The 24,800-nt window shown below is 71.7% G+C and carries 20 protein-coding genes; 14 read left to right on the forward strand and 6 right to left on the reverse strand.

Translation table 11 applies throughout. From position 1 onward, the window contains the following. The first annotated feature begins 397 nt into the window (after positions 1-397). The 4 genes from AB0K52_RS24650 to mqnC all read left to right on the forward strand — a co-directional run bounded on the left by AB0K52_RS24650 (position 398) and on the right by mqnC (position 3,833). Complete coding sequence (locus tag AB0K52_RS24650) at positions 398-688, forward strand: HPr family phosphocarrier protein (protein ID WP_363536853.1); 291 nt, start codon at positions 398-400, stop codon at positions 686-688. A gap of 213 nt (positions 689-901) precedes the next feature. Further along, on the forward strand, positions 902-1,780 hold the full coding sequence (locus AB0K52_RS24655) for a menaquinone biosynthesis protein (protein WP_363536856.1): 879 nt from the start codon (positions 902-904) through the stop codon (positions 1,778-1,780). A 28-nt stretch (positions 1,781-1,808) separates the two neighbouring features. Further along, positions 1,809-2,582, forward strand: a complete 774-nt coding sequence (locus AB0K52_RS24660; RefSeq protein WP_363536859.1) for an FAD-binding oxidoreductase — start codon at positions 1,809-1,811, stop codon at positions 2,580-2,582. A gap of 93 nt (positions 2,583-2,675) precedes the next feature. Further along, on the forward strand, positions 2,676-3,833 hold the full coding sequence (gene mqnC / locus AB0K52_RS24665; RefSeq protein ID WP_363536862.1) for a cyclic dehypoxanthinyl futalosine synthase: 1,158 nt from the start codon (positions 2,676-2,678) through the stop codon (positions 3,831-3,833). Between the two features lie 66 nt (positions 3,834-3,899). Here the strand turns inward: mqnC and AB0K52_RS24670 are convergent, their stop codons facing one another. The 4 genes from AB0K52_RS24670 to AB0K52_RS24685 all read right to left on the reverse strand — a co-directional run bounded on the left by AB0K52_RS24670 (position 3,900) and on the right by AB0K52_RS24685 (position 9,394). Further along, the gene (locus AB0K52_RS24670; RefSeq protein WP_363536865.1) at positions 3,900-5,138 is read right to left on the reverse strand and encodes a trypsin-like peptidase domain-containing protein; all 1,239 of its coding nucleotides are present in this window, start codon (positions 5,136-5,138) and stop codon (positions 3,900-3,902) included. Positions 5,139-5,500: 362 nt separating this feature from the next. Continuing rightward, positions 5,501-7,267 (reverse strand): NAD-binding protein, encoded by a 1,767-nt coding sequence (locus AB0K52_RS24675; protein WP_363536868.1) that lies wholly within the window; start codon positions 7,265-7,267, stop codon positions 5,501-5,503. A gap of 54 nt (positions 7,268-7,321) precedes the next feature. Continuing rightward, positions 7,322-8,347, reverse strand: a complete 1,026-nt coding sequence (locus AB0K52_RS24680) for a GNAT family N-acetyltransferase (RefSeq protein WP_363536871.1) — start codon at positions 8,345-8,347, stop codon at positions 7,322-7,324. A gap of 72 nt (positions 8,348-8,419) precedes the next feature. Further along, positions 8,420-9,394 carry a lytic transglycosylase domain-containing protein gene (locus AB0K52_RS24685; RefSeq protein ID WP_363536874.1) on the reverse strand — a complete coding sequence of 325 codons (975 nt, stop codon included), beginning with the start codon at positions 9,392-9,394 and terminating at the stop codon, positions 8,420-8,422. 591 nt (positions 9,395-9,985) lie between these two features. Here AB0K52_RS24685 and AB0K52_RS24690 point away from each other — a divergent pair. The 9 genes from AB0K52_RS24690 to ccsB all read left to right on the forward strand — a co-directional run bounded on the left by AB0K52_RS24690 (position 9,986) and on the right by ccsB (position 18,625). Next, positions 9,986-11,788: an adenylate/guanylate cyclase domain-containing protein gene (locus AB0K52_RS24690; RefSeq protein ID WP_363536876.1), complete on the forward strand. Its 1,803-nt coding sequence runs from the start codon at positions 9,986-9,988 to the stop codon at positions 11,786-11,788. Between the two features lie 581 nt (positions 11,789-12,369). After that, the gene (gene hemL / locus AB0K52_RS24695; RefSeq protein WP_363536879.1) at positions 12,370-13,677 is read left to right on the forward strand and encodes a glutamate-1-semialdehyde 2,1-aminomutase; all 1,308 of its coding nucleotides are present in this window, start codon (positions 12,370-12,372) and stop codon (positions 13,675-13,677) included. Then, a complete protein-coding gene (locus tag AB0K52_RS24700) occupies positions 13,674-14,327 on the forward strand; it encodes a histidine phosphatase family protein (protein ID WP_363536882.1) in 654 nt (217 codons plus the stop codon). Before hemL ends, AB0K52_RS24700 begins: the two co-directional genes overlap by 4 nt. A 2-nt stretch (positions 14,328-14,329) precedes the next feature. Next, positions 14,330-14,926: a TlpA disulfide reductase family protein gene (locus AB0K52_RS24705; protein ID WP_363536885.1), complete on the forward strand. Its 597-nt coding sequence runs from the start codon at positions 14,330-14,332 to the stop codon at positions 14,924-14,926. Then, on the forward strand, positions 14,923-15,078 hold the full coding sequence (locus AB0K52_RS24710) for a hypothetical protein (RefSeq protein ID WP_363536888.1): 156 nt from the start codon (positions 14,923-14,925) through the stop codon (positions 15,076-15,078). Before AB0K52_RS24705 ends, AB0K52_RS24710 begins: the two co-directional genes overlap by 4 nt. After that, positions 15,075-15,215, forward strand: a complete 141-nt coding sequence (locus AB0K52_RS24715; RefSeq protein ID WP_363536891.1) for a hypothetical protein — start codon at positions 15,075-15,077, stop codon at positions 15,213-15,215. Before AB0K52_RS24710 ends, AB0K52_RS24715 begins: the two co-directional genes overlap by 4 nt. Beyond that, the gene (locus AB0K52_RS24720; protein WP_363536893.1) at positions 15,212-15,952 is read left to right on the forward strand and encodes a cytochrome c biogenesis protein CcdA; all 741 of its coding nucleotides are present in this window, start codon (positions 15,212-15,214) and stop codon (positions 15,950-15,952) included. The genes AB0K52_RS24715 and AB0K52_RS24720 overlap by 4 nt, the downstream gene beginning before the upstream one ends. Before the next feature lie 106 nt (positions 15,953-16,058). Beyond that, positions 16,059-17,654 carry a cytochrome c biogenesis protein ResB gene (locus AB0K52_RS24725; RefSeq protein WP_363536896.1) on the forward strand — a complete coding sequence of 532 codons (1,596 nt, stop codon included), beginning with the start codon at positions 16,059-16,061 and terminating at the stop codon, positions 17,652-17,654. Further along, positions 17,651-18,625 carry a c-type cytochrome biogenesis protein CcsB gene (ccsB, locus tag AB0K52_RS24730; protein ID WP_363536899.1) on the forward strand — a complete coding sequence of 325 codons (975 nt, stop codon included), beginning with the start codon at positions 17,651-17,653 and terminating at the stop codon, positions 18,623-18,625. The genes AB0K52_RS24725 and ccsB overlap by 4 nt, the downstream gene beginning before the upstream one ends. Positions 18,626-18,928: 303 nt before the next feature. Here ccsB and AB0K52_RS24735 read toward each other — a convergent pair whose 3' ends face one another. Both AB0K52_RS24735 and AB0K52_RS24740 read right to left on the reverse strand, forming a co-directional pair. After that, positions 18,929-20,035 (reverse strand): MHYT domain-containing protein, encoded by a 1,107-nt coding sequence (locus AB0K52_RS24735; RefSeq protein WP_363536902.1) that lies wholly within the window; start codon positions 20,033-20,035, stop codon positions 18,929-18,931. Between the two features lie 78 nt (positions 20,036-20,113). Next, positions 20,114-20,950, reverse strand: coding sequence for an MHYT domain-containing protein (locus AB0K52_RS24740; RefSeq protein WP_363536905.1), 837 nt, complete (start codon positions 20,948-20,950; stop codon positions 20,114-20,116). A 638-nt stretch (positions 20,951-21,588) separates the two neighbouring features. Here AB0K52_RS24740 and AB0K52_RS24745 point away from each other — a divergent pair. Then, positions 21,589-24,759, forward strand: coding sequence for a nitrate- and nitrite sensing domain-containing protein (locus tag AB0K52_RS24745; RefSeq protein WP_363536908.1), 3,171 nt, complete (start codon positions 21,589-21,591; stop codon positions 24,757-24,759). The last annotated feature ends 41 nt before the right edge of the window (positions 24,760-24,800 follow it).

Raw genomic sequence — 24,800 nt, forward strand, 5'->3', positions numbered from 1 at the left:
TAGACCTGAAGGCCCGAAGGGGCGGCGGCGCGGTAGTCCCGAAGGCGCGGCGCGCGGCGAAGCCCCGGGTGGGTGGGGCTGGGGGACGGCCCGTGGCGGCGGAGACGAAGGCGCGGCGGCGCGGTGCGGCCCGAAAACACGGCGCACGGTAAGACCCAAAGGCCCGAAGGCGCGGCGCACGGCGAAGCCCTCTCTGACCCGCCGACGACTGCGGCGGCTCGAGCGCGTTGCGGCGGCGAGCACCGTGTGTCCCACTTCCCGCGGCATTCGCCGAAAACGCGTCCGCCGTCCGCAACCGCGGTTCATCCTGATCCTTACGGGCCGCCGAGCGGCCCGCGAGCCTCGCGGGCAGGGCCGTTCCGGTCCGCCGCCCGCGTGACCGGGGAGGGGGAGCAGCATGGCGGAGCGCCGTGTCAAAGTCACCACGGAAGTCGGCATCCAGGCGCGGCCCGCGACGGTCTTCGTCAGCACCGCCGCCGAGTCCCGCACCGACGTGGCGATCGCGAAACCGGGCGGGGAACCGCACGACGCCAAATCGATCCTGCAGGTGCTGACCCTCGACGTCCGGCCCGGTGACGAGATCGTCGTCTCCGGCGACGACGAAGCCGTCCTCGACCGCCTCGCGGCCCTGGTCAGTGAAGACGACGACACCGGCGGCGCCGACATCGGCGACATCGACGAGAGCTGAGCGCACCCGGCACCGAGCACCCGAAGCGAGTGCGCCCGGCCGAAACCGCGGCGACCGCGCACAGCAGGCCCGCAACCGCCCTGCCGTGCGGGCGCACCCGCCGCGCCTCCCGGCCCGTCCCAGCATCCGGACGGTTCGGCGCGTCCGGTGATGTCGGCGACGCCGCCCGCGCTCACGTACGCCCCTGCCGCGCGACCGGCTACGGTCGAAGCTGTGAACATCGCACGGCGCCCCAGGGTCGGCCACATCGCGTTCCTCAACTGCCTCCCCATCTACTGGGGACTGGCGCGGACGGGCGCGCTGCTCGACATCGACCTCCACCGCGCCCCGCCGGACGAGCTCAGCCGCCGCCTCGTCGCCGGCGACCTCGACATCGGACCGATCACCCTCGTCGAGTACCTCAAGCACGCCGACGACCTCCTCCTCATCCCGGACCCGGCCGTGGCCGCCGACGGGCCGGTCCTGAGCGTCAACCTCGTCACCAAGACCCCGCTCGCCGACCTCCCGGCCGCCCCGCGCGTCTCCCTCGCCTCCACCTCCCGCACCGGCGTCCTCCTCGGCCGCATGCTCCTCGAGGACCGCTACGGCCGCACCCCCGCCTACACCGTCACCGCGCCCGACCTCCAGTCCGCGCTCGCGGACGCCGACGCGGCCGTCCTCATCGGCGACGAGGCGCTGCAGGTCTTTCACGAGCACCGTCACCGCGAGCCCGGCGGCCTGAACGTGCTCGACCTCGCCGCCGAGTGGAAGGACTGGACCGGCCTGCCCATGGTCTTCGCCGTGTGGGCCGTCCGCCGCGACTACGCCGAGGCTCACCCCGGCCTCGTCAAGGACGTCCACCTGGCCTTCCGCGACTCGGTCCGCCGCAGCCGCGACGAGATCGGCGAGGTCGTCGCCTCGGCCGCCCGCTGGGAGCCGTTCCCGCCCGCCGCGCTCGCCGAGTACTTCGAGCGCCTCCAGTTCGGCCTGAGTGAGCGACACCTCGCCGGACTGCGGGAATTCGCGTCCCGTGCGTCCCGTTATGCCGATATGGCCCCACTGCGGGCGGGCGGTCCGGAGTTCTTCGCGGCCGGCCCCGACAACAGCCTCTGAACGAGCCGGACGACGAAGGGACCCTGCCGTGGCCATCGCGCTGAACAAGCCCCGCAAGCAACGCCCCGCCTGGCACAAGCTCACCGTGAGCCGCGTCCGGCCGCTCACCGAGGACGCCGTCGAAGTGACCCTCGCCGTCCCCGAGGAGCTGCGTCCCGCGTTCGACTTCAAGCCCGGCCAGCACCTCACCTTCCAGCGCGTCGAAGCCGACGGCGCCGAAGTGCGCCGCTCCTACTCCCTCGCCTCGACCCCGCGCGAGCTCGCCGAGCACGGCACCCTGCGTCTGGGCATCCGCTCGATCCCCAAGGGCACCTTCTCGGGGTACGCGAACCGGCAGCTCCTGCCCGGCGACGTCCTCGAGGTCCTCCCGCCGCTCGGCAACTTCTGGACCGAGATCCGCGCCGACCGCCACTACGGCTCCGTCGTCGCCGGCTCCGGGATCACCCCGATCATCGCCATCGCCACCGCCGCCCTCGAAGCCGGCGCGACCGTGACCCTCCTGTACTCCAACCGCACCGAGGAGTCCACGATGTTCGCCGCCGAGCTGCGCGAACTCCAGGCCGAGCACGGCCCCCGGCTGCGCCTCCACCACGTGCGCACCCGCACCGAAGGCGAGTCCCCGCTGCTCACCGGCCGGCTCACCCCCGAACGGCTCCAAGAGGCGATCGACGCCGGACTCGTCGACCCGCACGACGTCGACGAGTGGTTCCTGTGCGGCCCCTACGAGATGGTCCTCGGCGTCAAGGACGTCCTCGAAGAGGCCGGGGCGCAGCGCGTCCACACCGAGCTCTACACCGTCTGAGACCCGCCCCGCCCCCTGATCCGAAGCGAGACCTACGAGTCACTGCGCGCGGGCGCACTGTCCCGGACGGCCTTGCGGCGATACGCTTCGTGCATGGCCGAGATTGACGATGTCCTCGCCCGCGCCGCCGACGGCGGCGCCATCAGCGCCGAGGAAGCCCTGCTGCTCTACACCGAAGCGCCCTTCCACCCCCTCGCCGAGGCCGCCGACGCGGCCCGCCGGCGCGTCATCGGCGACAACATCGTCACCTACCTCATCGACCGCAACATCAACTACACGAACGTGTGCGTCACCGCGTGCAAGTTCTGCGCCTTCTACCGCGCCCCCAAGCACGAGGAGGGCTGGGCGCACCCGATGGAGGAGGTGCTGCGCCGCTGCGGCGAGGCCGTGAGTCTCGGCGCGACGCAGGTGATGCTCCAGGGCGGGCACCACCCCGACTTCGGCGTCGAGTACTACGAGGAGCTGTTCTCCTCGGTCAAGCGCGCATACCCGCAGCTGGCGATCCACTCGATCGGGCCCTCGGAGATCGCGCACATGGCGAAGGTCTCCGGCGTCGAGGTCGACGAGGCCATCCGCCGCATCAAGGCCGCCGGGCTCGACTCGATCGCCGGCGCCGGGGCCGAGATGCTCCCGGCGCGCCCGCGCACCGCGCTCGCGCCGCTCAAGGAGTCGGGGGAGCGCTGGCTGGAGATCATGGAGGCCGCGCACCTGCAGGGCCTGGAGTCGACGGCGACGATGATGATGGGCACCGGCGAGACCGCCGCGGAGCGGATCGAGCACCTGCGGATGATCCGCGACGTGCAGGACCGCACGGGCGGGTTCCGCTCGTTCATCCCGTGGACGTACCAGCCGGAGAACAACCACCTGAAGGGCCGGACGCAGGCGACGACCCTCGAATACCTGCGGCTCTTGGCGACCGCGCGGCTGTTCTTCCACAACGTGAAGCACCTGCAGTCCTCGTGGCTGACCACCGGCAAGGCCTCCGGCCAGCTGAGCATGCACCTCGGCGTGGACGACCTGGGCTCGATCATGCTGGAGGAGAACGTGATCTCCTCGGCGGGCGCCCGGCACCAGTCGCGGCTCTCGGAGCTCATCGGCCTCATCCGCAGCGCGGACCGCGTTCCGGCGCAGCGGAACACCCTCTACGAGCGCATGTCGGTCCACTGGACCCCGGCGGACGACCCGAGCGACGACCGCGTCCGCTCGCACTTCTCCACGATCGTCACCGAACTGCAGATCCAAGCGAAGTAGACCGGAGACGAAGCGAAGGGGCGGCGGGCCGAAAGGCCCGCCGCCCCGCACGCCGCCGTCAGGCCGTCAGATCATCCGGCCGATCTCGTTCTTGATGAGCTGCACGTTCACGCCCGAGTTCGGGCAGCCCCCGAAGTGGTGCAGGGCGACGACCTCGTGCGTGTCGCGCGAGAGCACCGGCGAGCCCGACGAGCCGAACTCGGTGTCGCAGTAATACGAGATGTCGCTCCCGGCCACGTAGCCGTCGTAGGTCTCGTGCTTGACGACGCAGTTGCCGCCGTCGACCGAGGACTCCATCGCGATCTCGGTGGGCCGCCCTGCCGGGTGCTGCGGAATGTAGATCGCCTCGCCGCTGCGCGCCGGGCGGTCGGCGAGCTCCAGGTAGCCGAACTCCTCGACGCGTTCGAAGTCGTCCACGGTGAACAGCGTGTAGTCCAAGGACTTCGAGGTCGCCAGCACCTCCGAGCCCTGCACCTTCACCGGCGCGTTCGTGATGTCCGCGCCGCACACCGTGCAGTCGTACCCGAACCACACCTCGGTGCCCTGCGCCTCCTCCGTCTCCGTGAAGCAGTGGTGGTTGGTCAGCAGCCGGTTGCCCTCCCCGACCCGGAACGCCGTGCACAGCACGGTCCCGTCGATGAGCAGGCGCGCCACCGGCTCCGCGCGGGCCACCACCTCGGGGTGCGAGGTGCGGTAGCAGGCCGAGGCCCGCTTCTCGTCGCCCTCGCAGATGCTCTCCTCCGGGCGGGCGTTGTCGGCCCGCTGCCGCGCGAGGCCGTCCACCTCGTCGGCCGTGAACCCGTACGCGGCCTTGTCGATGAGCACGCCGAGCGCCGACGAGCCCCCGCCGCCGGACTCGCGGTGCAGCTCGACGACCGCCGTGTCGCCGGTGATCGAGGTCGCCCACGCGTCGATCATCGACTGGTCGTACCGGTACGACTCGGCGCCGTCGGGGCTCGACACCGTCACGAAGTCGCCCGTGTTCAGCAGCAGCCGTTCGAAGTGGACCTTGACATAGCCCGCGTCGGGGCCCGAGACCTTCAGGATGTCGGCCTCGTCCGCGTACGTCAGCGACTCGCTCAGCTCGGCCACCTCGCCGACGTCGACCAGGCCCAGCAGGTCGTCGTCCACCGGCAGCATCGCGGCCGTGTCGTCCAGGAGCGCCGACACCGGGTCCTCCTCGGCGAACGCGCTCGGCACCACGACCGCCGCCCCGCCCAGCGCGATCGATCCGGCCGCCGCCGCCAGGAGGAGCTTGCGACGCTTCCGATCTGGCCCTCTTTGCCCGGTTCGTGGATTCCGCACGCTTGCCGCCACGGTCGGCCCCTTTCGTGAGAGATGCATCGACCGTTCAACGAGCGAACCCGACGGAAGTTGCGCCGCTTGCCGTGTGAGAAGCCGACGTACGACAACGCGTGCGTCACACGATCCAGGGAGGCGAACCGGGCGGCGAAGCGCGGCAGGTGCGGGGCGAGGGGCGATGGGCGCGACCGACAGGCCCTCCCGGTCGCGGCCGGGTTTCGCGAGCGCCGGCGCCCCGATGGCAAGGGCGCTGTCGTACTCGTCCGTCCCCGCGACTGCCCTCCGACCGGTCACGGCCCGGTCAGCCCGAATCCCGCCTCCCGGGCTCCTGCCCGGCCCTCAGGCGGCCCCCATCCCCTCCGGGCCTACCAGCCCGGCCCTCCCGGGCGGCACCGCTCCAGGATGTCGTTGAGGCCCTTGCGGGTCGCCACCACCAGCAGCGTGTCCCCGCGCCCGACCCGGAACGCCGCGTCCGGGTTCCAGCTGATCGTCCCGCCCGCCCGCTTCACCGCCAGCAGCCGGTGCGAGCCCACCTTCGTCGCCCGGTGCGCCGCCGCGTCGTCCATCTGCGACCCCTCGCCGACCTCGAACGCCTCGATATAGGCGATGTGCCCGCGCACCGGGATCGTCACGAGCACCTTGTCGTCGGTGAGCGCCTGCGCGAAACTCGCCGACGCCACCTCGGGCGCGCTGTACGACGCGTGCGGCGGCGCCTCCTGCCGCGGCGTCGACCGGTTCAGGTTCTGCCGCACCAGCGTCGCGAACTCCGGGTTGTAGATCCGCATCACCGTGCGCAGCTGCGGATTGCACTCCAGCCCCGACAGCGCCGTCTCCAGGTTCGACTCGTCCTGCTTCGCCATCGCCACCAGCGACCGGCAGTGCTTGATGTTCGCCTCCTCCAGGATCTCCTGGTTCGAGCCGTCCCCCAGCAGCACCTGCGCGCCCTTCGCCCGCGCTGCCCGCACCCCCATCGCGTCCCGGTTCTTCTCGATCGCGACCACCGGGATCTTCGCCTCCCGCAGCCGCTCCACCACCCGGGTCCCCATGTTGCCCAAGCCGACCACGATCACATGCTCGCGCACCTGCCGCGTCCGCCGCCCCTCCGACAGCGCGTACCGCCGGTCCACCACCGCCTGCACGATCGCACCGGTCGCGAACGGGATCAGGAGCGACCCGGTCAGCACCACCACCGCCTGCGTCACCTTCAGCAGCCGGCTCGCCGTCATGTCCGGGTCGATGCCGCCGCCCGCCATCAGGGCGAGCAGGTAGAAGACCTCACCGGTCCCGTCCGGCCGGTTCGCGCCACTCGGCCAGAACTGCAGCACCAGGTACCCGAACGCGAACACCGCGAACAGCACCAGCGCCAGCACCACCAGGCTCCTGGTGAGCATGCCCCGCAGCGCGCTCAGCAACTCCTTCACCGCGAGCGTCGCGTTCACCAGCTTCGGCCGCACCTGCGCCGGCTTCCGGTCGGGCGAGAGCCACAGGTATCGCAGCGCCTCGTTCTCGTCCTCGGGGATGAGCTCGATCCCCGCCCGGTTCCCGCCCGCGACGACCCACTGCGCCTCCGCGCGCTCCTCCCGCCGCCGCGACAGGTACAGCCGCCGCCCCCACACCTTGATCTCCCCGGGCGGCAGCTGCTGCAGCGCCGCGAGCGCGTACGTGTCCGCGACCATGTCCGCGTCCGACTGGACGTACACGCCGTCCTCGTCGTCGCCCAGGAGCTTCCGGATGTTCGCCCGCAGCCCGCTGTTGTACATGCGGATGACCAGCCGCGGCAGGGTCTGGTCGCCGAAGTAGTGCGACATCTCGCGGATGGTCAGCGCCAGGTGCAGGTTCCCGACGTCGTTCTGGTCCATGAGCGCGACCGCGTACGCGTAGTCGAGCCCCGCCAGCCGCACGGTCTCGGCGGTGACGACGGGCTGGGTGAAGACCTGGAGCTTGCGGTTGACCTCGGCTTCGCGGCGGATCTCCTCGCGCTGGCCGCCGGGGCCGTCGGGGAAGACGGCGGTGACGCGGAACGCGTAGCGCTCGATGAGGTGCTTGATGAAGCGGAGGGTGAGTCCGTTGTCGCCCACGACGATGACGTGCCGTTCGGAGGGGTCGTCGTAGCGATCGTGCCGGGGGTGCATGGGTGAATTCTACGGATAGTTCGCAAACGATTGCGGCCCAAAGGGTCTGCTTTTTCAGCCCCGGCGGTCGAGGCGGGCGAGGAGTTTGTCGACGTCGGCTTCGTAGTCGTACCAGTCGACGTCGTGGACGAAGCCGAGTTCGCTGTTGATCCAGCGGACGTCGTCGGCGGTCTCGAGGGTCCAGGTCTGGACGTCGACGAGCTGCGGTTCGGCGCGGCGCAGTTCGGTGAGGAGCCGGGCCTTCATGGTCATGGCGAGCCCGTAGGAGCGGTGCTGGGGGGCGACGACGGTGTCGTACTGGTCGGCGCGGGTGGGCCGCTGCGCGGAGACGACGAGTTCGGTCAGGCCGACGACGTTCCCGAACGGTTCGGCGATGGCGACGGCGATGTGCGAGCGCATACCGCGCCGGGCGAGGGTCTGGAAGGAGTCGCGCAGGGCCGGGGCGTACGCCGAACCGCGCCATTCGGGCACGAACGCGACGTTCCCGGGGCTGGAGCGCAGGTTGGCCTTGACGTCCGCGTAGGAGTCCATGAGCCGGTCGGGGACGCCCCCGGCGTGGTATTCGAGGCGGTACCCGGCGGCGAGGCGCCCGGCGGCCTGCTCGATCTTCTCCCAGTCGATGTCGGCCCAGCGCAGGAGGTGGCGCTGCTCGACGGCGGCCCTCGTGAAGCCGTGCCGGTCGTAGAAGCCGACCGCGGGGGTGGTGGCGATGACCTCGACGGAGAGGGTCCGGCAGCCGTTGGCCTTGGCGCATTCGGCGACGGCCCGCAGCAGCCGCGAGCCGACCCCTTTGCCGCGCGCCGAGGGCCGGGTGGACATCTCGACGACGCCGGTGCCGGCCTGCTCGCCCCCGAACAGGATCAGGCTCGCGTGCCCCACGAGGTCGCCGTCGGCGTCGCGGTCCATGAACAGGAACCGGCGGTCGTCGGGGAGCGACCCGGTGAGGTAGTCGCTGAGGCGGTCGGTGCGCCAGCGCGGTTCGGCCGGCATGTCCGCGGCGGTCATGTCGTTCAGCACCGAGCACCAGTCGCGGAGGTCGTCGGCGGTCATCTCGCCGGGAGCGAGCTGCTTCAGGGGCATCTCTTATCCTTACCCGAAATCGTCACCGAACGGAACCCCCTCCTCACAGCATGCAGCGGATCGGGGGATATGTCAGGCGGTGCTCTTCCGTCCGTACTCGTCGGCGCGGTCGAAGACCTTCTTGACGTAGTCGTCTCGCGGGTTGTAGCTCCACAGGGCGGCGTACCAGCCCTCAGGCCTGCTCATATCGCGGTTGTCGTGGCAGAGGTAGTTGGCGGCGGCGGTGACGGCGTCGTCGATGTCGTGCGGGTCGGAGGTGCCGTCGCCGTCGCCGTCGGCCTTCCAGTGCTCCCATGTGCTGGGGAGGAACTGCATGGGCCCCCATTCGCCGTGGATCGGCCCGATGATGTCGGTGAGGGTGGTGCCGTCGGCCTGGATCTGGTTGCCGTTGATCGTGCCGTGGGTGGTCTCGGTGGCGCCGATGCCCGCGAGGGTGGTCCAGGAGAGGTTGCACCCGGGGTTCTGGGCGGCGGAGACGAGTTCGCCGCGGCCGTAGGCGACGAGGGCCCGCTGGGGGATGCCGAGGTCGCTGAGGTCGGCGGCCCACGCGTCGAGGCCGGCGGGCCCGGCGGGGCTGGTGGCCGCGCTGGTGGGGGACTCGCTCGCGGCCCCGGTCGGGTCGAGGATGTCGCCGACGGGGGCGGTGTCGGCGGGCAGGCCCGGGGCGGGCGCGGCGTCGAGGGCGCCTTCGGGGGAGAGCGCGAGCGGGGTCTCCTCTGCCTCGGGGGTCGGTTCGGTGCCGAAGGACCAGGCGGGTCCGGCGCCGGGGACGACGAGCCAGCCCGCGGCGAGGGCGCCGGCGAGGGCGAGCACGGTGAGGACGACTTGGACGCTGAGCCGCCCGGCGGGGGCCCGGAGCCCCCGGTAGGCGGCGCGCAGGCCCCGTCCCGTCGCCTTGGTGCCGCGCCAGACGCCCTTGGCGCCGAGCCGGAGTGCGCGCGGCGTGGCCTTGACGGCCCGCCACAGCAGCCGGGGGCTGCGGCGCAGGGCCTTGAGGGCGAGCCGGGGCAGGGCGGCGATGCGGCGGAGGAGGGTCGCGAACCACACGGGAGGGGGTCGTCCTCTCTTGTCGAAGCGCTTGCTCGGCGAGCGCTGTTCGGTCGGGGCGCGGTGTGCTGGGTGCGCTCGTGGTCGGGGCGCGGTCGTTGCTGCGCTGTCTCGTCGGCGGCGCCTTGCGGGCGCCGGTTCGGTCGGGGCGTGCGGGGGGACGGCGCGGCGGCGGTGCCTCGCGTCGTCCGGCGCCGGTGCCGCGGTGCCGGTGGGCGTCCGGACCCGGCTGGGCCGTGGGTCGCGGCGGCGGTGGGGTGCGTTCGCGAAGGACCGGACTGAAAGCGAGTATTCCCTAATTTCGTCCCGGGGGGCAACGCCTGAGGGCCAATAATTCCGGATTCGGCCGCGACCGAGCGGCGTTCGACTCGTTCTCCCAACGGACACGGCGGTTGCCACGAGCAAACCCGCGGCGAGAGAGCTTCATATCCGCGTCTGCGCTGGAAGCGGCGTTCAGGCGTGTGCCACTTCCCATCACGGCAGGTAACCGACTGAGATGGGGGTGACACTGTGAGGCCGCTGGGCAATTGTGCCCGCGCACCAGCGCGCCACAGCCCGGCATACGGGGGCTGAACGAAAGTTGATCGACACGTGGATACGACAACGGCATCGCACACCGCACTGACAGCCATTGCCCTTCCCCTCGGGGACAACGGACCGGAGTGCCGGAATGCGTCCGATGTAGAGGGTCGCTGTGCTGCCGCGGCCCTCGCTCCTGCTGCCATTGCCGACGCCGGTGCACCCGGCAGTGGACCCGCGGACCGCGGCAGCGCCGCCCGGACCGCCCCGCTGCCCTCCGGCGACGTCACGTTCATGTTCACCGACATCGAGGGCTCGACCCGGCTCGCCACCGGACTCGGCGCCGAGCGCTACCGCGTCGTCCTCCACCGCCACCGCGCGCTCGTCAGGGAGGTCCTGCGCGCCACCGGCGGCACCGAGATCGACACCGAGGGCGACTCGTTCTTCGTCGCCTTCCACGACGCCGCCGACGCCTGCGCCGCCGCTATCGGGATCCAGACCGCCCTGCGCGCCGCCGCCTGGCCCGACCACGACGGCCGCCCCCTCCGCCCGAGAGTCCGCATAGGACTCCACACCGGCGAGGCATGGCCTTCCGCGGGCGGCTACGCCACGCCCGAGGTCCACCGCACCGCCCGCATCTGCTCCGCCGCCCACGGCGACCAGATTCTCGCCTCCGCCGCCTGCGCGGCCGCCGCCGGGCTCCCGCCCGCGGCGCTGCGCCGCCTCGGCGACTTCGAACTGCGCGGTCTGCCCGAAGCGACCGAACTCGTCCAGCTCGGCGCGCCCGGCCTCCCGACCGCGTTCCCGCCGCCGCCCGTGCGGCCCCGCACCCACCACCTGCCCGCCGACCTCAAGCCGCCCGTCGAACGCCCGGGGGAGTACCGCGAGCTCGACCGCGCCTTCGCCACCCGCCGGCTCGTCTCCCTCACCGGCCTCGGCGGCTGCGGCAAGACCACGGTCGCCAAGGCCTGGGCCCGCCGCCGCCTCGCCTTCTACGAGCACGGCGTCTGGTACTGCCGCGCCGGCGACGACCTCGGCGCCGCCCTCCTCGACGCCCTCGGCAAGCGGCCCGAGGTCTTCCGGGCCCCGCTCGACACCGCCGCCGACCGCCTCCGCGAGGCCGCCGCGCTCCTCGTCCTCGACGACCTCGACCGCTCGCACGCGCCCGACGTCGAACGGCTGCTCCGCGACTGCCCCGGCCTCAACGTCCTCGCGGTCGGCGCCCGCCCGCTGGAACTCCCCGGCGAGGCCAAGCGCGCCCTGGGGCTCGCGCCCGACGACGTGAGCGCCGCGATCCTCGCCGGCTACTGCGAAGAGCGCGGCGCGCCCTGGACCGTCGCCGACTGCCGCCCGCTCGCGGCCGCCGTCGACGGCTTCGTGCCCGCCCTGACCGCCCTCGCCGAGGTCACCGCGCTCGGCTCGCCCGGCGTCGCCCTCCGCTACCTCAGCGACGACCCGGCGGGCGCCCTCGACGGCGGCGGCCGCTTCCGCGCCGCGGTCGACGACGCCGTCGCGGCGATCTCCGGCCCGGCCCGCGCGGTCCTCCTCGAACTCGCGGGCCGGTCGCAGGGCGCGACGGTCGACGCGGTCCTGGACCTGTGCCGGCAGCGCGACGGGAGCCTCGAGGCCCTGGTCGAGCTCGTCGACGTCGCACTCGTGGTGATCGAGCGGCCCGCCATGGACCAGGCGGTGTACCGCGTGCCCGCGCCGCTGCGCTGGCTGCTCACCGGCTCGGCCCCGGCCCGCGAGGAGCGCCGTCCCGCGCCGTCCCGCGCCGAGCGCCTGCAGCCGCGCCCGGCGGTCGCGGCGGGCTTCGCGGACCGGCTCGTCCACCCGGTGCATCTGGAGGACGCCCGACTGCGTGCGGTCGCCTAGCGGCCTTCGTCGGGCGGCGCACCGCATTGGCTGCGTGCGGTCGCCTAGCGGTCTACGTCGGGCGGCGCACCGTATTGGCTGCGTGCGGTCGCCTAGCGGTCTACGTCGGGCGGCGCACCGTATCGGCTGCGTGCGGTCGCCTAGCGGTCTACGTCGGGCGGCGCACCGTATCGGCTGCGTGCGGTCGCCAAGTGGTCTACGTCGGGCGGCGCACCGCATTGGCCGCGTGCGGTCGCCTAGCGGCCTTCGTCGGGCGGCGCACCGCATCGGCCGCGCATCGGCCGTGGGGCGGCCTGCCGTGGGGCGGCCTGCCACGCGACGGCAGGCCGCGCGGCCGCTTCGCCTGCCGTGCGCCTCGCGAGCCCCGCTTCGGCGGCCGGGTGACCTCTTTCGGGGGACACTCCGGCCGCCGGGGCCGTTTTCGGCGTTTTTTCTGTCGGACCCCGGCGGGAGGATCGAACGGCGCGACAGTTTTCTCCCCTCTAGTGGTGGGTGGGGGGTGGTGGGTGGGGTTGCGGCCCGCGCGATACCGGTCCGGGCCGATCACGGCCGGGTCGCGCTCCGTGTGCGATGCTGAGGCCGTGACAGACAGGCAATCGCAGGCCGCCCGCACCCACTCCGCCTCGGCGGCCGCGATCGCGCGCGCCGCCCGGGTCATCCCCGGCGGCGTCAACTCGCCCGTGCGCGCCTTCCGCGGCGTCGGCGGCGACCCGGTCTTCATCAAGGAGGCCAGGGGCGCCCGGATGACCGACGTCGACGGGAACACCTACATCGACCTCGTCGGCTCCTGGGGCCCGCTCATCCTCGGGCACGCCCACCCCGACGTCGTCGCGGCCCTCACCGAAGCCGCCGCCCGCGGCACCTCCTACGGCGCGCCCACCGTCGGCGAGATCGAGCTCGCCGAACTCATCGTCGAGCGCACCCCGTGCGAGATGGTCCGCCTCGTCTCCTCCGGCACCGAGGCCACGATGAGCGCCGTGCGCCTCGCCCGCGCCGCCACCGGCCGCGACAAGATCGTCAAGTTCGCCGGCTGCTACCACGGCCACGCCGACTACTTCCTCGCCGAAGCCGGCTCCGGCGTCGCCACCCTCGGCCACCCCGACTCGCCGGGCGTCCCCGCCGCCGCGGCGGCCGACACGATCGTCGTGCCCTACAACGACATCGAAGCGGTCGAAGCCGCGTTCGCGAAGCACCCCGGCCAGATCGCCGCGGTCATCACCGAGGCCGTCCCCGGCAACATGGGCGCGATCGAACCGCTCGACGGCTTCAACGAGAAGCTCCACTCCGTCACCCGCGCCCGCGGCGCGCTCCTCATCTCCGACGAGGTCATGACCGGCTTCCGCGTCGCCCCCGGCGGCCTCGCCGCCCCCGCCGACCTGTACACGTACGGCAAGGTCATGGGCGGGGGCCTCCCCGCCGCCGCGTTCGGCGGCCGCGCCGACCTCATGTCGCAGATCAGTCCCGCGGGCCCCGTCTACCAGGCCGGGACCCTCTCGGGCAACCCGCTCGCCGTCGCCGCCGGCCTCGCGACCCTCCGCGCCTGCGACGACGCCGTCTACCGCACGCTCGACGCCACCGCCGCCGAACTCCAGCGAATGGCCGCCGAAGCGCTCACCAAAGCCGGTGTCCCGCACTACGTCTCGGCCCCCTCGAACCTCTTCAGCGTCTTCTTCTGCGAAGGCCCGGTCCGCGACTTCACCGAAGCGAAGGCCCAGGACACCGCGGCGTACGGCGCGTTCTTCCACGCGATGCTCGAAGGCGGCGTCTACCTGCCCCCGAGCGCCTTCGAATGCTGGTTCACCTCGGCCGCGATCGACGAGGAAGCCCTGTCACACATCGAACAGGCCATGCGAACAGCGGCCGAAGCCGCGGCTAAGGTGCGCTCATGAGCGGCTCCACGACCATCGTCCACCTGCTTCGCCACGGCGAGGTCCACAACCCGGACGGCATCCTCTACGGGCGCATCCCCGGCTTCGGCCTGTCCGCGCTGGGCCGCGAGATGGCCTTGGCCGCCGCCGAGCGCCTCGCCGGACGCGACGTCGTTCACGTCGGCTCCTCGCCGCTCCAGCGCGCCCAGGAGACCGCCGAACCGGTCGCCGCCTCCTACCGCATGGACATCACCACGTACGACGGCCTCATCGAGGCCGGGAACTCCTTCGAGGGCCAGCGCGTCGGCGTCGGCGACGGCGCCCTCCGCCAGCCCCGCTACTGGTGGCGCCTGCGCGACCCCTTCCGCCCCTCCTGGGGCGAGGCCTACCTCGACATCGCGCGCCGCATGATGGAGGCCATCGAGCAGGCCCGCGCCGCCGCCGAAGGCTCGGAGGCCGTCCTCGTCAGCCACCAGCTGCCGATCTGGACCGCCCGCCGCTTCGCCGAGCGCAAGCGCCTGTGGCACGACCCGCGCAAGCGCGAATGCTCCCTCGCGTCGATCACGAGCTTCGTCTACGAAGACGCCAAGCTCGCCCGCATCGAGTACGCCGAGCCCGCCGCGCACCTGCTCCTCAAGTCCGAGTCCGCTCGGAAGGCCAAGGGCGCCTGAGGATGGCCCTGCGGCGGAGGACGATGCTGGCGGCCGTGCCGCTGCTGGCCCTGGCCGCCTGCTCCGAGACGGGCGGCGAGAACGCGAACCGCGTCAACGAGATCAACCGCGACCGGTTCGTCTCGGGCGACGGCTCCAACTACCGCTGGGAGGAGCCGGACGAGCGCTTCGCCGCGCCCCGCCTCACCGGCGACGACCTCGACGGCGAGCCGATCGACACCGACGACTGGGCCGGGTCGGTCCTCGTCGTCAACTTCTGGGGCTCCTGGTGCCCGCCGTGCGTCGCCGAGGCCCCCTACCTCGTCGAGGCCGCCGCCGAGTTCAAGGACGAGGGCGTGCGGTTCCTCGGCGTGAACATCCGCGACACCGCCGACGCCGCGAAGGCCTTCGAACGGCGCTGGGGCGTCGAGTACCCCTCCCTCAGCGACGAGGCGGGCCGCGTCGCCGACCAGTTCGTCGACTACGGGCTCTCCCCGAACGACATCCCCGCCACGATCGTGATCGACGCCGAGCACCGGGTCTTCTCCATCTGGCGCGGCGAGATCGACGACGCCGAGACCCTCATCGCCGACGTCCGCAAAGCCCTGGAGCCGTCATGACCCCGCCCGCCCCGAAGTCCGCCCTCCGCAAGGCCGCCAAGGGCGCCGTCATGGCCGGCACCGCCGCGCTCGCCGCCGTCGCCGTCGGCACCCTCGTCAAACGCCGCCTCGACGCATCCGCCGACCCCTCGCCCCGCAAGGAGTCCGAGTGAGCCGCAGCACCGACAGGGGCAGGGCCGAGACCGCCCCAGCGGCCACCCGCCGCGTGAGCCCGACCGCGGGCCGCTTCCCCCTGAACCGCAAGCGCCCCACCGCGACCCCCGCCCCCCCTCGCAGGGAGGCCGCGTGAACCCGGCCGAGACCGCCGCCTCCGGTCCGCTGCTCCTCGCCTTCGGCGTGGCCGCGCTCGCCGGTCTCGTCTCCTTCGCGTCCCCGTGCACCCTCCCGCTCATGCCCGGGTACGTGTCCTATGTGACCGGCATGAGCGGCCAGGAGCTCGCCAAGGACCGCCGCACCGGACGCGTCCTGCTCGGCGCGCTCCTGTTCGTCGCCGGGTTCACCGCCGTCTACACCACCGTCGTGTTCGCCCTCCAGAGCGCCGGACGCGCCCTCCTCACCAACTCCTCCACCCTCGAGACCGTCGCCGGGATCGTAATGATCGCCATGGGCCTCATGTTCATCGGCCTCATCCCCGCCCGCGGCGGCTTCGCCCCCCGATGGCGCCCCGCCGTCGGCCTCGCCGGGGCCCCGCTCTTCGGCGCGGTCTTCGCGCTCTCCTGGATCCCCTGCACCTCACCGGTCCTCGCCGCGATCACCAGCCTCGCGGTCATCCAGGACGGCTCCGCGCGCGGCGTCGGCCTCATGATCGCCTACTGCGCCGGACTCGGCGCGCCCTTCGTGCTCTTCGCGGTCGGCATGCACCGCCTCGCCGGCGCCCTCGACTTCCTCAAGCGCCACAGCCGCGCCATCGCCATCGCCGGCGGCGTCATGCTCTGCCTCGTCGGCGTCGCCCTCGTCACCGGCGCCTGGACCGAGTTCACGAACTGGCTGCGCGCCACGGTGGGAGCCGGGGTGAGCGTGCTGTGAGGACCACCAACCGGCCTCGCGCCACCGCCGGAGCCAGGTGTGAGCGTGCTGTGAACACCGCGAACCGGCGGCCGCGTGCCACCGCCGAGGCGGGAGTGAACGCCCCGTGACCGCCACCCTCGCGCCCCCGCCCCGTTCCAAACCGAAGGCCGCCAAGCGCTTCCGGGCGTTCGCGCGCCGGTGGTGGCACCAGCTCACCTCCATGCGCACCGCGCTCCTGCTGCTCCTCGCGCTCGCGCTCGCCGCGATCCCCGGCTCGACGTTCCCGCAGCGCACCATCAGCGCCGTCGACGTCGCCAACTACTACGACGAGCACCCCGACCTCGCGCCCTGGCTCGACCGCCTCTGGGCCTTCGACGTCTACACCTCGCCGTGGTTCTCCGCGATCTACCTGCTGCTCATGATCAGCCTCGTCGGCTGCATCGTGCCGCGCCTCGGCGTCCACTGGAAGGCCCTGCGCGCCAAGGTCCCCGACGCGCCCAGGCGCATGTCGATCCTCCCGTACCACCGCGTGGTCGCCGTCGAGGCGAACCAGGCGATGGCCCGCGCCGTGCTCAAGCAGCGGCGCTGGCGCACCACCGTGCGCGAGGCCGAGGACGGCACCGTCACCTTCGCCGCCGAGAAGGGCCAGCTGCGCGAGACCGGGAACCTGCTGTTCCACACCAGCATCATCTTCATGCTCGTCGGCGTCGCCGTCGGCAGCCTCATGAGCTGGTACGGGAACCGTATCCTCTCCGAGGACAAGGCGTACTGCAACAACCTGCAGCAGTACGACGAGTACGGCCTGGGCGCGTGGGTCGACGAGACCAGCCTGCCCCGGTTCTGCCTGACCCTCGACGACTTCGACGCCCAGTTCACGAACGGCGGCCCGACCGCCTACGACGCCGACGTCGCCTACGAGACCGCCGACGGCTCCGGCGACTACGGCCTCGAGGTCAACCACCCGTTGAACATCGACGGCACGAACGTGTTCCTCATCGGCCACGGCTACACCGCCGTCGTCACCTACACCGACCGCTACGGCCAGACCCAGACCCTCCACCAGGAGCTCCTGGCGATGGACCCGGCGATGAACTCCGAGGGCGCGTTCAAGTTCCCCGACGCGAATGTGGACCCCGAGACCGGGCGCGTCGACGCGGACGCCGAGGTCGGGTTCGACGCGATCCTCGTGCCCACGTACGACGACGCGACCGCGATGCTCCTGGGCACCGACCCCGAGCTCAACAACCCGGTCCTCGCCCTCACCGCCTACACCGGCGACCTCGGCCTGGCCGACGGCCAGCCCGAGTCGGTGTACGCGATCAACGAGGCCCAGGTCGCCTCCGGGAACCTCGAGCGCGTCAACGACCAGGTCGAGGTCATCGGCGTCGGCGACGCGATGGCCCTGCCCGACGGCACCACCCTCACCTTCGACGGCGTCGAGCAGTACGCCGTGCTGCAAGTCCGCCACGACCCGGGCCGCCCCGTCGTCCTCGCCGGAGCGATCCTCCTCCTCGGCGGCCTCCTGCCCGCGCTCGCGGTGCGCCGCAGGCGCTTCTGGATACGGTGGAACCCCGACGGCACCGTCGAGACCGCCGGGCTCAACCGCAACGACTACGACGGCCTCGACGAGGAGTGCGACGAGCTCACCGCTGCGATCGCGCCCGGCTACGAGCCGCCGCCCGCATCCGATTCCGACGACCCGACCGGGAGCCAGCAATGACCGGGGCCGAAGCCGCGAACGCGCTGTTCGTCGCCGCCATCATCCTCTTCGCGGGGGCCATGTTCGCCTACGCGGTCGAATACGCCTTCGACAAGCGCGCCCCCAAGCGCGCCAAGCAGCTCGCCGCCGTCGGCGCCGAGAGCACCGCCGACGACGGCGCCGAGGCCGAAGCCCCGGCCGGCGAGGCCCCGATCAGTCCCGCCGCCGCGCGCGGCGCGGGCCGGCTCGGGCTGATCCTCACCTTCCTCGGCACGGCCGCGCTCGCCGCGAGCATCGTCACCCGCGTCGTCTACACCGGACGGTGGCCGTGGGGCAACATGTTCGAGTACACGGTGGGCGTCGCGCTCGCGGGCATGGTCACCTGGCTCGTCCTGGTCTCCAAGGGCTCCGTCCCGCGCCGCCTCGGCCTGTTCGCCACCTTCGCGGTCACCATGGTCCTCGGCACCTCGGTGCGGGTCTACACCGAAGCGGGGCCGCTCGTCCCGGCCCTCGACTCGTACTGGATCGTCATCCACGTGACGGCCGCGATCGCCGCCTCGGGCATCCTCCTCATCGGCTGCGTCTTCGCGATCCTGCACCTGGTCAAGCGCCGCTTCGACCGCCAGGTCTCCGACGGCAAGCCGATCCGCTTCCCGCTCAACGTGGCCGAGCGCCTGCCCGACGCGACTGCGTTGGAGCGCTTGACGTTCAAGATCCACGTGTTCGCGTTCCCGCTGCTCACCTTCGGCATCTTCGCGGGCGCGGTCTGGGCCGACCTCGCGTGGGGCCGCTACTGGAACTGGGACCCCAAAGAGGTCTGGGCGTTCATCGCCTGGGTCGTCTACGCCGCCTACCTGCACGCGCGCGTCTCCGGTCGCAGCGCCAAGGCGAACGCCCCGTGGATCGCCATCCTCGGCTACGCCGTGATGCTCTTCAACCTCACCGCCGTCAACCTCGTCTTCGGCGGACTCCACTCCTACGCGGGCGTCTAAGGGGTGGTTACGAACCCGATGGCGAGTCGATATCCGAGTCCATTCGTTCGCTCGCAAGGCGGAAGGCCCTCCGAATACCGGTGTTGTGTTCGGAGGGCCGACGCGCAGTGAGCGGGCGAATGGGCCGGATAGCGGCCGTCAGGGGTTCGTAACCACCCCCTAGCCCCGGCCGCACCGATCGCGGTGCGTGACGGGCCCTATATATAAGGTATGGAACGGGAACGGGCCCTCTCCGATCGGAGAGGGCCCGTTCCCGCTGCTTGACGTGTGCGCGAGTCCTGAAGGCGCGCTTCGATATCCCCGCTACCGGCGCGGGGTCTGGCGCGGCGCGATGTCGTAGTGCTCGGCGGTCCGCTCGAGGTTCGCCTGCTGGAACGAGCGCTGCCCCCGCGCACCGGGGCGGTCCGGCACGATCAGCGGCCCGTCGTGGCTGCCCATGGGCGCCTGGATCGGCGCCGCCCGCTGGTCGGGGACGACGGGCCCCTGCCCGCCCGGCACGCCCTGCCCGCGGTCGCTCTTGTTGCGCACCCGCCCGGAACGGCTGGGGCCCTGCCGGTTCGCGTGCGGCTGCGGGCCGCGGAGCTTGTCCACCGGGATCGCGCCGGTCGATGCCGGAGGCGCCTCCTCGTCGGCGACCTCGATGCCGAGCTGGTCGCGCTTGGTGACCATCTTCGGCTGCGTCCCCATGAGCGCGAACAGGAGCACGATGATCCCGATCGTCGCCACCCCGAGGATCGGCAGGATGAGCATGATCGGATCGATGCCCGGCACCGAGTTGCGGCCCTCGTCGGTCAGCGTCACGCGCACCCCGGCCATGCCGGTGAAGTGCATCGAGCAGATCGCGACCGCCATGATGATCGCCGCGCCCGACTGCCACTTCCAGCCGTCGAGGTACATGCCGCAGAACAGGGCCGCGGTCGCGGCCACGACCGCGATCACCACCGACGCGATGAAGAACGTGCGGTCGTGGGAGATGCGGCCCGAGACGTTGATGGCCGCCATGCCCGAATAGTGCATGATGACGACGCCGACGCCGGTCAGCGGCCCGGCCATGAGGATCTTCGCGACCGTGTTCCGCCGGCCCGTGCCCGCCACGAGCAGGCCGAAGAAGACGGCGCCGATCGAGGCGACGAGGCTCAGGAAGGTCTTCAGCGGGTCGTAGCCGATATCGGACTCGACGACTTTGAACCCGATCATGGCCGTGAAGTGCATCATCCAGATCGCGGTGCCGCCCAAGGCGAACGCCGCGAGCGCGATCCAGCGGACGCGCTTGCGCGCCGACTTGACCGTCCCGTCCTGGCGGCGGGCCTGGGTCATGCACATGAGCGCCAGGATCGAACCCGCGAACGCGAATCCGAAGGCCATGATGGGGTTGATCCAGCCGTACGTGAAGTGACTGACATGTTCCATCCGTGGTCTTCCTCCCCGGGCTCGGCCCGTATCCGGAATAGAGCGCCTCTGGTGCAGCGCGATGTGAAATTTATACGACTACTGTCCGGCGGCGTCCGCAAGACGGACAGTTGCACTAGGACGGTCATTTCGGTCAGCGTTATCGTCCTGTGAGATCGTGTCGAGCGCCGGCGAGGCCAGCACCCCGAACACCATGCCCACGATCGCGATCATCGCCAGGATGAGGATCGGCAGGAGCAGCACGAGCGGGCTGATGCCCGACACGTCCTCCCGCGGCGGGCCCTGCACCTCGACCGCCGCCATACCGGTGTAGTGCATGCCCACCACCGCGACGCTCATGACCGCCGAGGCCAGCGCCATGGTCCCGCGCCGGTCCACGACCGCGGTGAACCGCAGGGCCACCGTCGAGGCGACCACCGCGACCGCCGCGGAAGCCGCGACCAGCACGGGGTCGTAGACGACCCGGCCGCCCGTGGCCACCGCGGCCATGCCCGTGTAGTGCATCCCGACCACGCCCGCGCCGCACACCAGCCCGCCCAGGATCAAGCGCGGCCAGCCAGCGCGCTCGCCCCCCGACACGAACAGGCCGACGCCGACCGCCGCGACCGCGAGCCCGAAGGAAGCGGCCGTGAGCCCGGGGTCGTACGCGATGTCGGCGCCGGTCACGGTGAAGCCGACCATCGCGATGAAGTGCATCATCCAGATGCCGACCCCGCCGATGGCCAAGGCGGCCAACAGGGTCCAGCGCAGGCGCCCACCGGCTGAGGTGGCGGCGCGGGCGAAGCGGGACGCGGACAGGCCGAGGAACGACCCGGCCGCGGCGAAGGCGAGGCCCATCACGGGATTGAGCCAGCCGTAAGTGAAGTGGTGGTGCTCGAGCGCTTGCGCGAGCAGATCGTGCGTTGGCACTGCCATGGGGGCGCCTCCTGGGGGTTGTGGATCAACCGTGCCTAATGGAGGGCGAAGTGTGTCGCACAGGATGTGCGAGTCGCGCGCGGACCTGCGGACGCTATGCCGGATCTGTCCCCCGATCGTGTTCCCAGCATCGCGCTCGGTGAATGGACTAAGGTGGCGAAACGGTCACCACGAACCGTGTCCGCGCCATTGCGATCCGTACCGATCGGCGAGGCCGCGTCCACGGACCGTGGACGCGTCAGACCGGCACCGGGGTTGTCGACCTATCGGACCGTCTTCTCGACCGATCGACCGAATACCGCATAGGCATGTGTCCGAAAGATCAGTGTATCCTCGGATTCGCCCCGCAACACGGTGGCATACGCAGGGGTCTTCAGTACTCCAGTACGCCCCTGGATTTCGCCGCCCGCATTCGTCATGATGGAATCTGCTGGGCTTCACATGCCGCCCCCGCCGCCCCGGCGGCGCGACGGCAGCCGACTCGACACGTCGGCCCGAGACCGACCCGCCCGGCCCGGGCCCTTCGGTCTGACACAGAGGACCACCCCAGGAGGCTAGACAAGGTGAGCAAGCGCAGCTCGAACCGTGCGGGTTCAGCGGCTCGACGAGGACCGCTCGGCCTGCCCCGCATCGCCGACATGCGAATCCGGTCCAAGCTGGGACTGATCCTCCTGGTGCCCCTCGTAGTCCTGGTGGCCGTCGCCGGCCTCCGCCTCTACGACCTCTCCGACCGCGTGTTCGAATCGAACGACATGGTGGACCTCGTCGAGTTCAACACCTACGTCGCCGACCTCCGGTACGAGCTCCAGAAGGAGCGGTCCCTCCTCGTCACCCACCTCCGCCTCGACGACGAGCACGTCGCCGGCATCGACAACGCCCTCTACGACGAGTCGAACGTCGCCGCCCAGCAGGGCGAGACCGACACCGCCTACGAGCGCTTCAACGAGAAGGCCGGCGAACTCCCCCACCTCGACGTCGACATCGCCAACCGCATCGACGCCGTCCAGACCCAGTACGACAGCCTCGTCCAGATCCGCGCCCAGGCCGCCGACGAGACCCAGGAAGCCTCGATCGACGCGACCTCCCGCGTCTACCAGCGCCTCGTCGCCGAACTGGTGACCATCACCGACATCTCCTCGCGCATCGTCAACGACCCCGACATCGCCCGGAACCTCCAGGCCATCGCCGCCGCCACCACCATCCTTGAAACCCTCGAGGAAGAGCGCGCGATCGCCATCAACGTCGGCAACGGCAACGAGTTCATCAACAACACGCGCTGGCAGAACTTCATCTCCTACGCGTCGCTGCGCGAGACCGCCGAGGTCGAGTTTAAGACCGTGGCCGACCGCGACGAGCAGCTCGCGTTCTTCTTCAGCCCCGGCGGCCTGAACACCAAGGAGGCCCAGCGGGCCCTGGAGTTCGAGAACGACGCGGTCTCCGCGAGCACGAACACCGCGCTGCAGGTCGACGCCGAGGTCATCGCCTCCTACGACGCGATCCTCGAGAACGGCCTCAAGTACATCAACGACGAGTCCGAACAGGTCCTCGACCAGGCCGCCGCCGACCGCGACACGCAGATCTTCCAGCTGCTGCTCGAGGCCGTGCTCATCCTGGCGGCCTTCGTCGTCGCGACCGTGATCGCCCTCCTCATCGCCCGCAACATGGCGACCGGTCTGCGCCGCCTCCGCGAGGGCGCGCTCGACGTGGCGCACGTGTCGCTGCCGCAGGCGGTGGCGCAGATGCGCGACGCCGAGACGATCGGCAACCGGACCCCCGACGAGGTCGCGGCCGAGACCGGCGCGGTCATCGACATCGACCAGCGCGACGAGATCGGCAACGTGGCGCACTCGTTCAACATCGTCCACACCGAGGCGATCCGCATCGCGGCCGAGCAGGCCGCCCTGCGCGCCAACGTCTCGCAGATGTTCATCAACCTCGCCCGCCGCTCCCAGAACCTCGTCGACCGGCTCATCGGCCACCTCGACCACCTGGAGCGCGGCGAGGAGAACCCGGACCGCCTGGCCGAGCTGTTCCAGCTCGACCACCTCGCGACCCGCATGCGCCGCAACGACGAGAACCTCCTGGTGCTCGCCGGCGCGGACTCCACCCGCCAGGAGCGCTACCCCGCCCCAATCGGCGACATCCTGCAGGCCGCCCAGTCCGAGGTCGAGCAGTACACCCGCATCGAGTTCGGCAACCTCGAGGCCGAGCGGGAGATCCGCCCGGCCGCGGTCAACGACCTCGTGCACCTCATCGCCGAGCTCATGGACAACGCGACCGCGTTCTCCCCGCCGGAGTCCCCGGTACTCGTCGAGGCCGAGCAGATGCGCACCGCCGACTCCCCGCAGGGCGCGATCCGCGTGCGCATCAACGACATCGGCATCGGCATGCCCCCCGGGCAGATCGAGGACATCAACCGCCAGCTCTCCGAGTCGGCCGACGCCATCGACCTCGCGTCCTCGCGCATGATGGGCCTGGTCGTGGTCGCCCGCCTCGCCAAGCGGCACGACGTCCGCGTCGAGCTCCGCCCCGGCGAGCAGCGCGGCACCGTCGCCGAAGTCATCATGGGCGACTCGGTCCTCACCGACGCGAAGCTCCCCGAGCGCGGCCTCCGCTCCGGCGTCCCGCTCGACGGCACCGACTTCGACACCGCCGCCCTCAACAGCGGCGACACGTTCTCGCTCGACCGCGACCAGTCCCCGCGCGGCGCCCTCGGCATGAACTCCGGCGCCCTGCCGCAGGTCCCCGAGAGCCCCGCCGGCCTGTTCGACACGGTCGCCCAGCCCGGCCCGCAGTCGCCGCCTCCCGCGCAGCCGCAGCCGATGTGGCAGCCGAGCGCCCCGCAGCAGCCGTCCCGGCCGCCCGTGGCACCCCCGCAGCCCGAGCCGTTGACCGGCGAGCACCAGCTGCACCGCGGCCAGAGCCAGCCTTCGCACTTCCAGCCCGTCGTCGACGAGGAGCCGGGCTTCATGTTCCGCCCCGGCGGCCTCGCCGAGGAGCGCCGTCCCAACGGCAAGGTCATGGAAGTGACCGGCGAGATCGTCTCCTCCGAGCATGTGGCGCTGCCGAAGATCCAGCTCGAGGCGTTCACGCCCGAACCGGAGCCCGTCCCGCCCTCGTGGCCCGACGCGGCCGCCGCCCCCGCCGGCACCGAGGCCCCCCGGGCGGCCAAGAAGGACCGCGTGTCCGCGCTGGACGCCACGACCGAGCTGCCGATCTTCCGCGAAGTCGAGTCGGCCTGGTTCAAGGCGGTCACCCCCGCCCCCAAGAAGGTCGAGGACGACGCGCCGACGCTCGGCACCGCCGAGGAGCGCCCCGAATCCGCCTTCCGGACCGCCGACGAGGCCCCCGCGGAGGTGGCGGAGGCAACCTCGCCGCGCTACGCTGACCAGTCAGAAGCGGTCGATCCCCCCGCCCCGGCTTGGGAGGCGGCACCGCCCGCCCCTCCGCAGCCCACGGAAGGCTCGACGCCCATGCAGAGCAAGCCCGCCGACGAGCACTCGTCCGCCCCGGGCCTGGAACGACGCCGCCTCACCTCCCCCGAAGCCGAGTCGGGCTCCTACGCCTGGCGCACGGCCGCCGACGACGGCTGGTCGCGGGTGGACAACGCCTTCGCCGAGACCGTCTCCGCTGAGACGACCTCGGTGGGACTTCCCAAGCGCCGCCCCATGGAACGCCTGGTTCCCGGGGCCGTGGAGGAATCACAGGAGACCGTCAGCGCGCAGAAGCGCAACCCCGAGGGCATTCGGGGCCTGCTGTCGGCCTATCACCGTGGGGTGCAGCGAGGACGTGGCAATGACGGTAACTGAGTCGCTGAACCGCAACACGGAAGACGCTACTAAGGAGCGCA

It is taken from the genome of Glycomyces sp. NPDC049804 (genome assembly GCF_040674615.1).
GTDB lineage: Bacteria > Actinomycetota > Actinomycetes > Mycobacteriales > Micromonosporaceae > Glycomyces > Glycomyces niveus.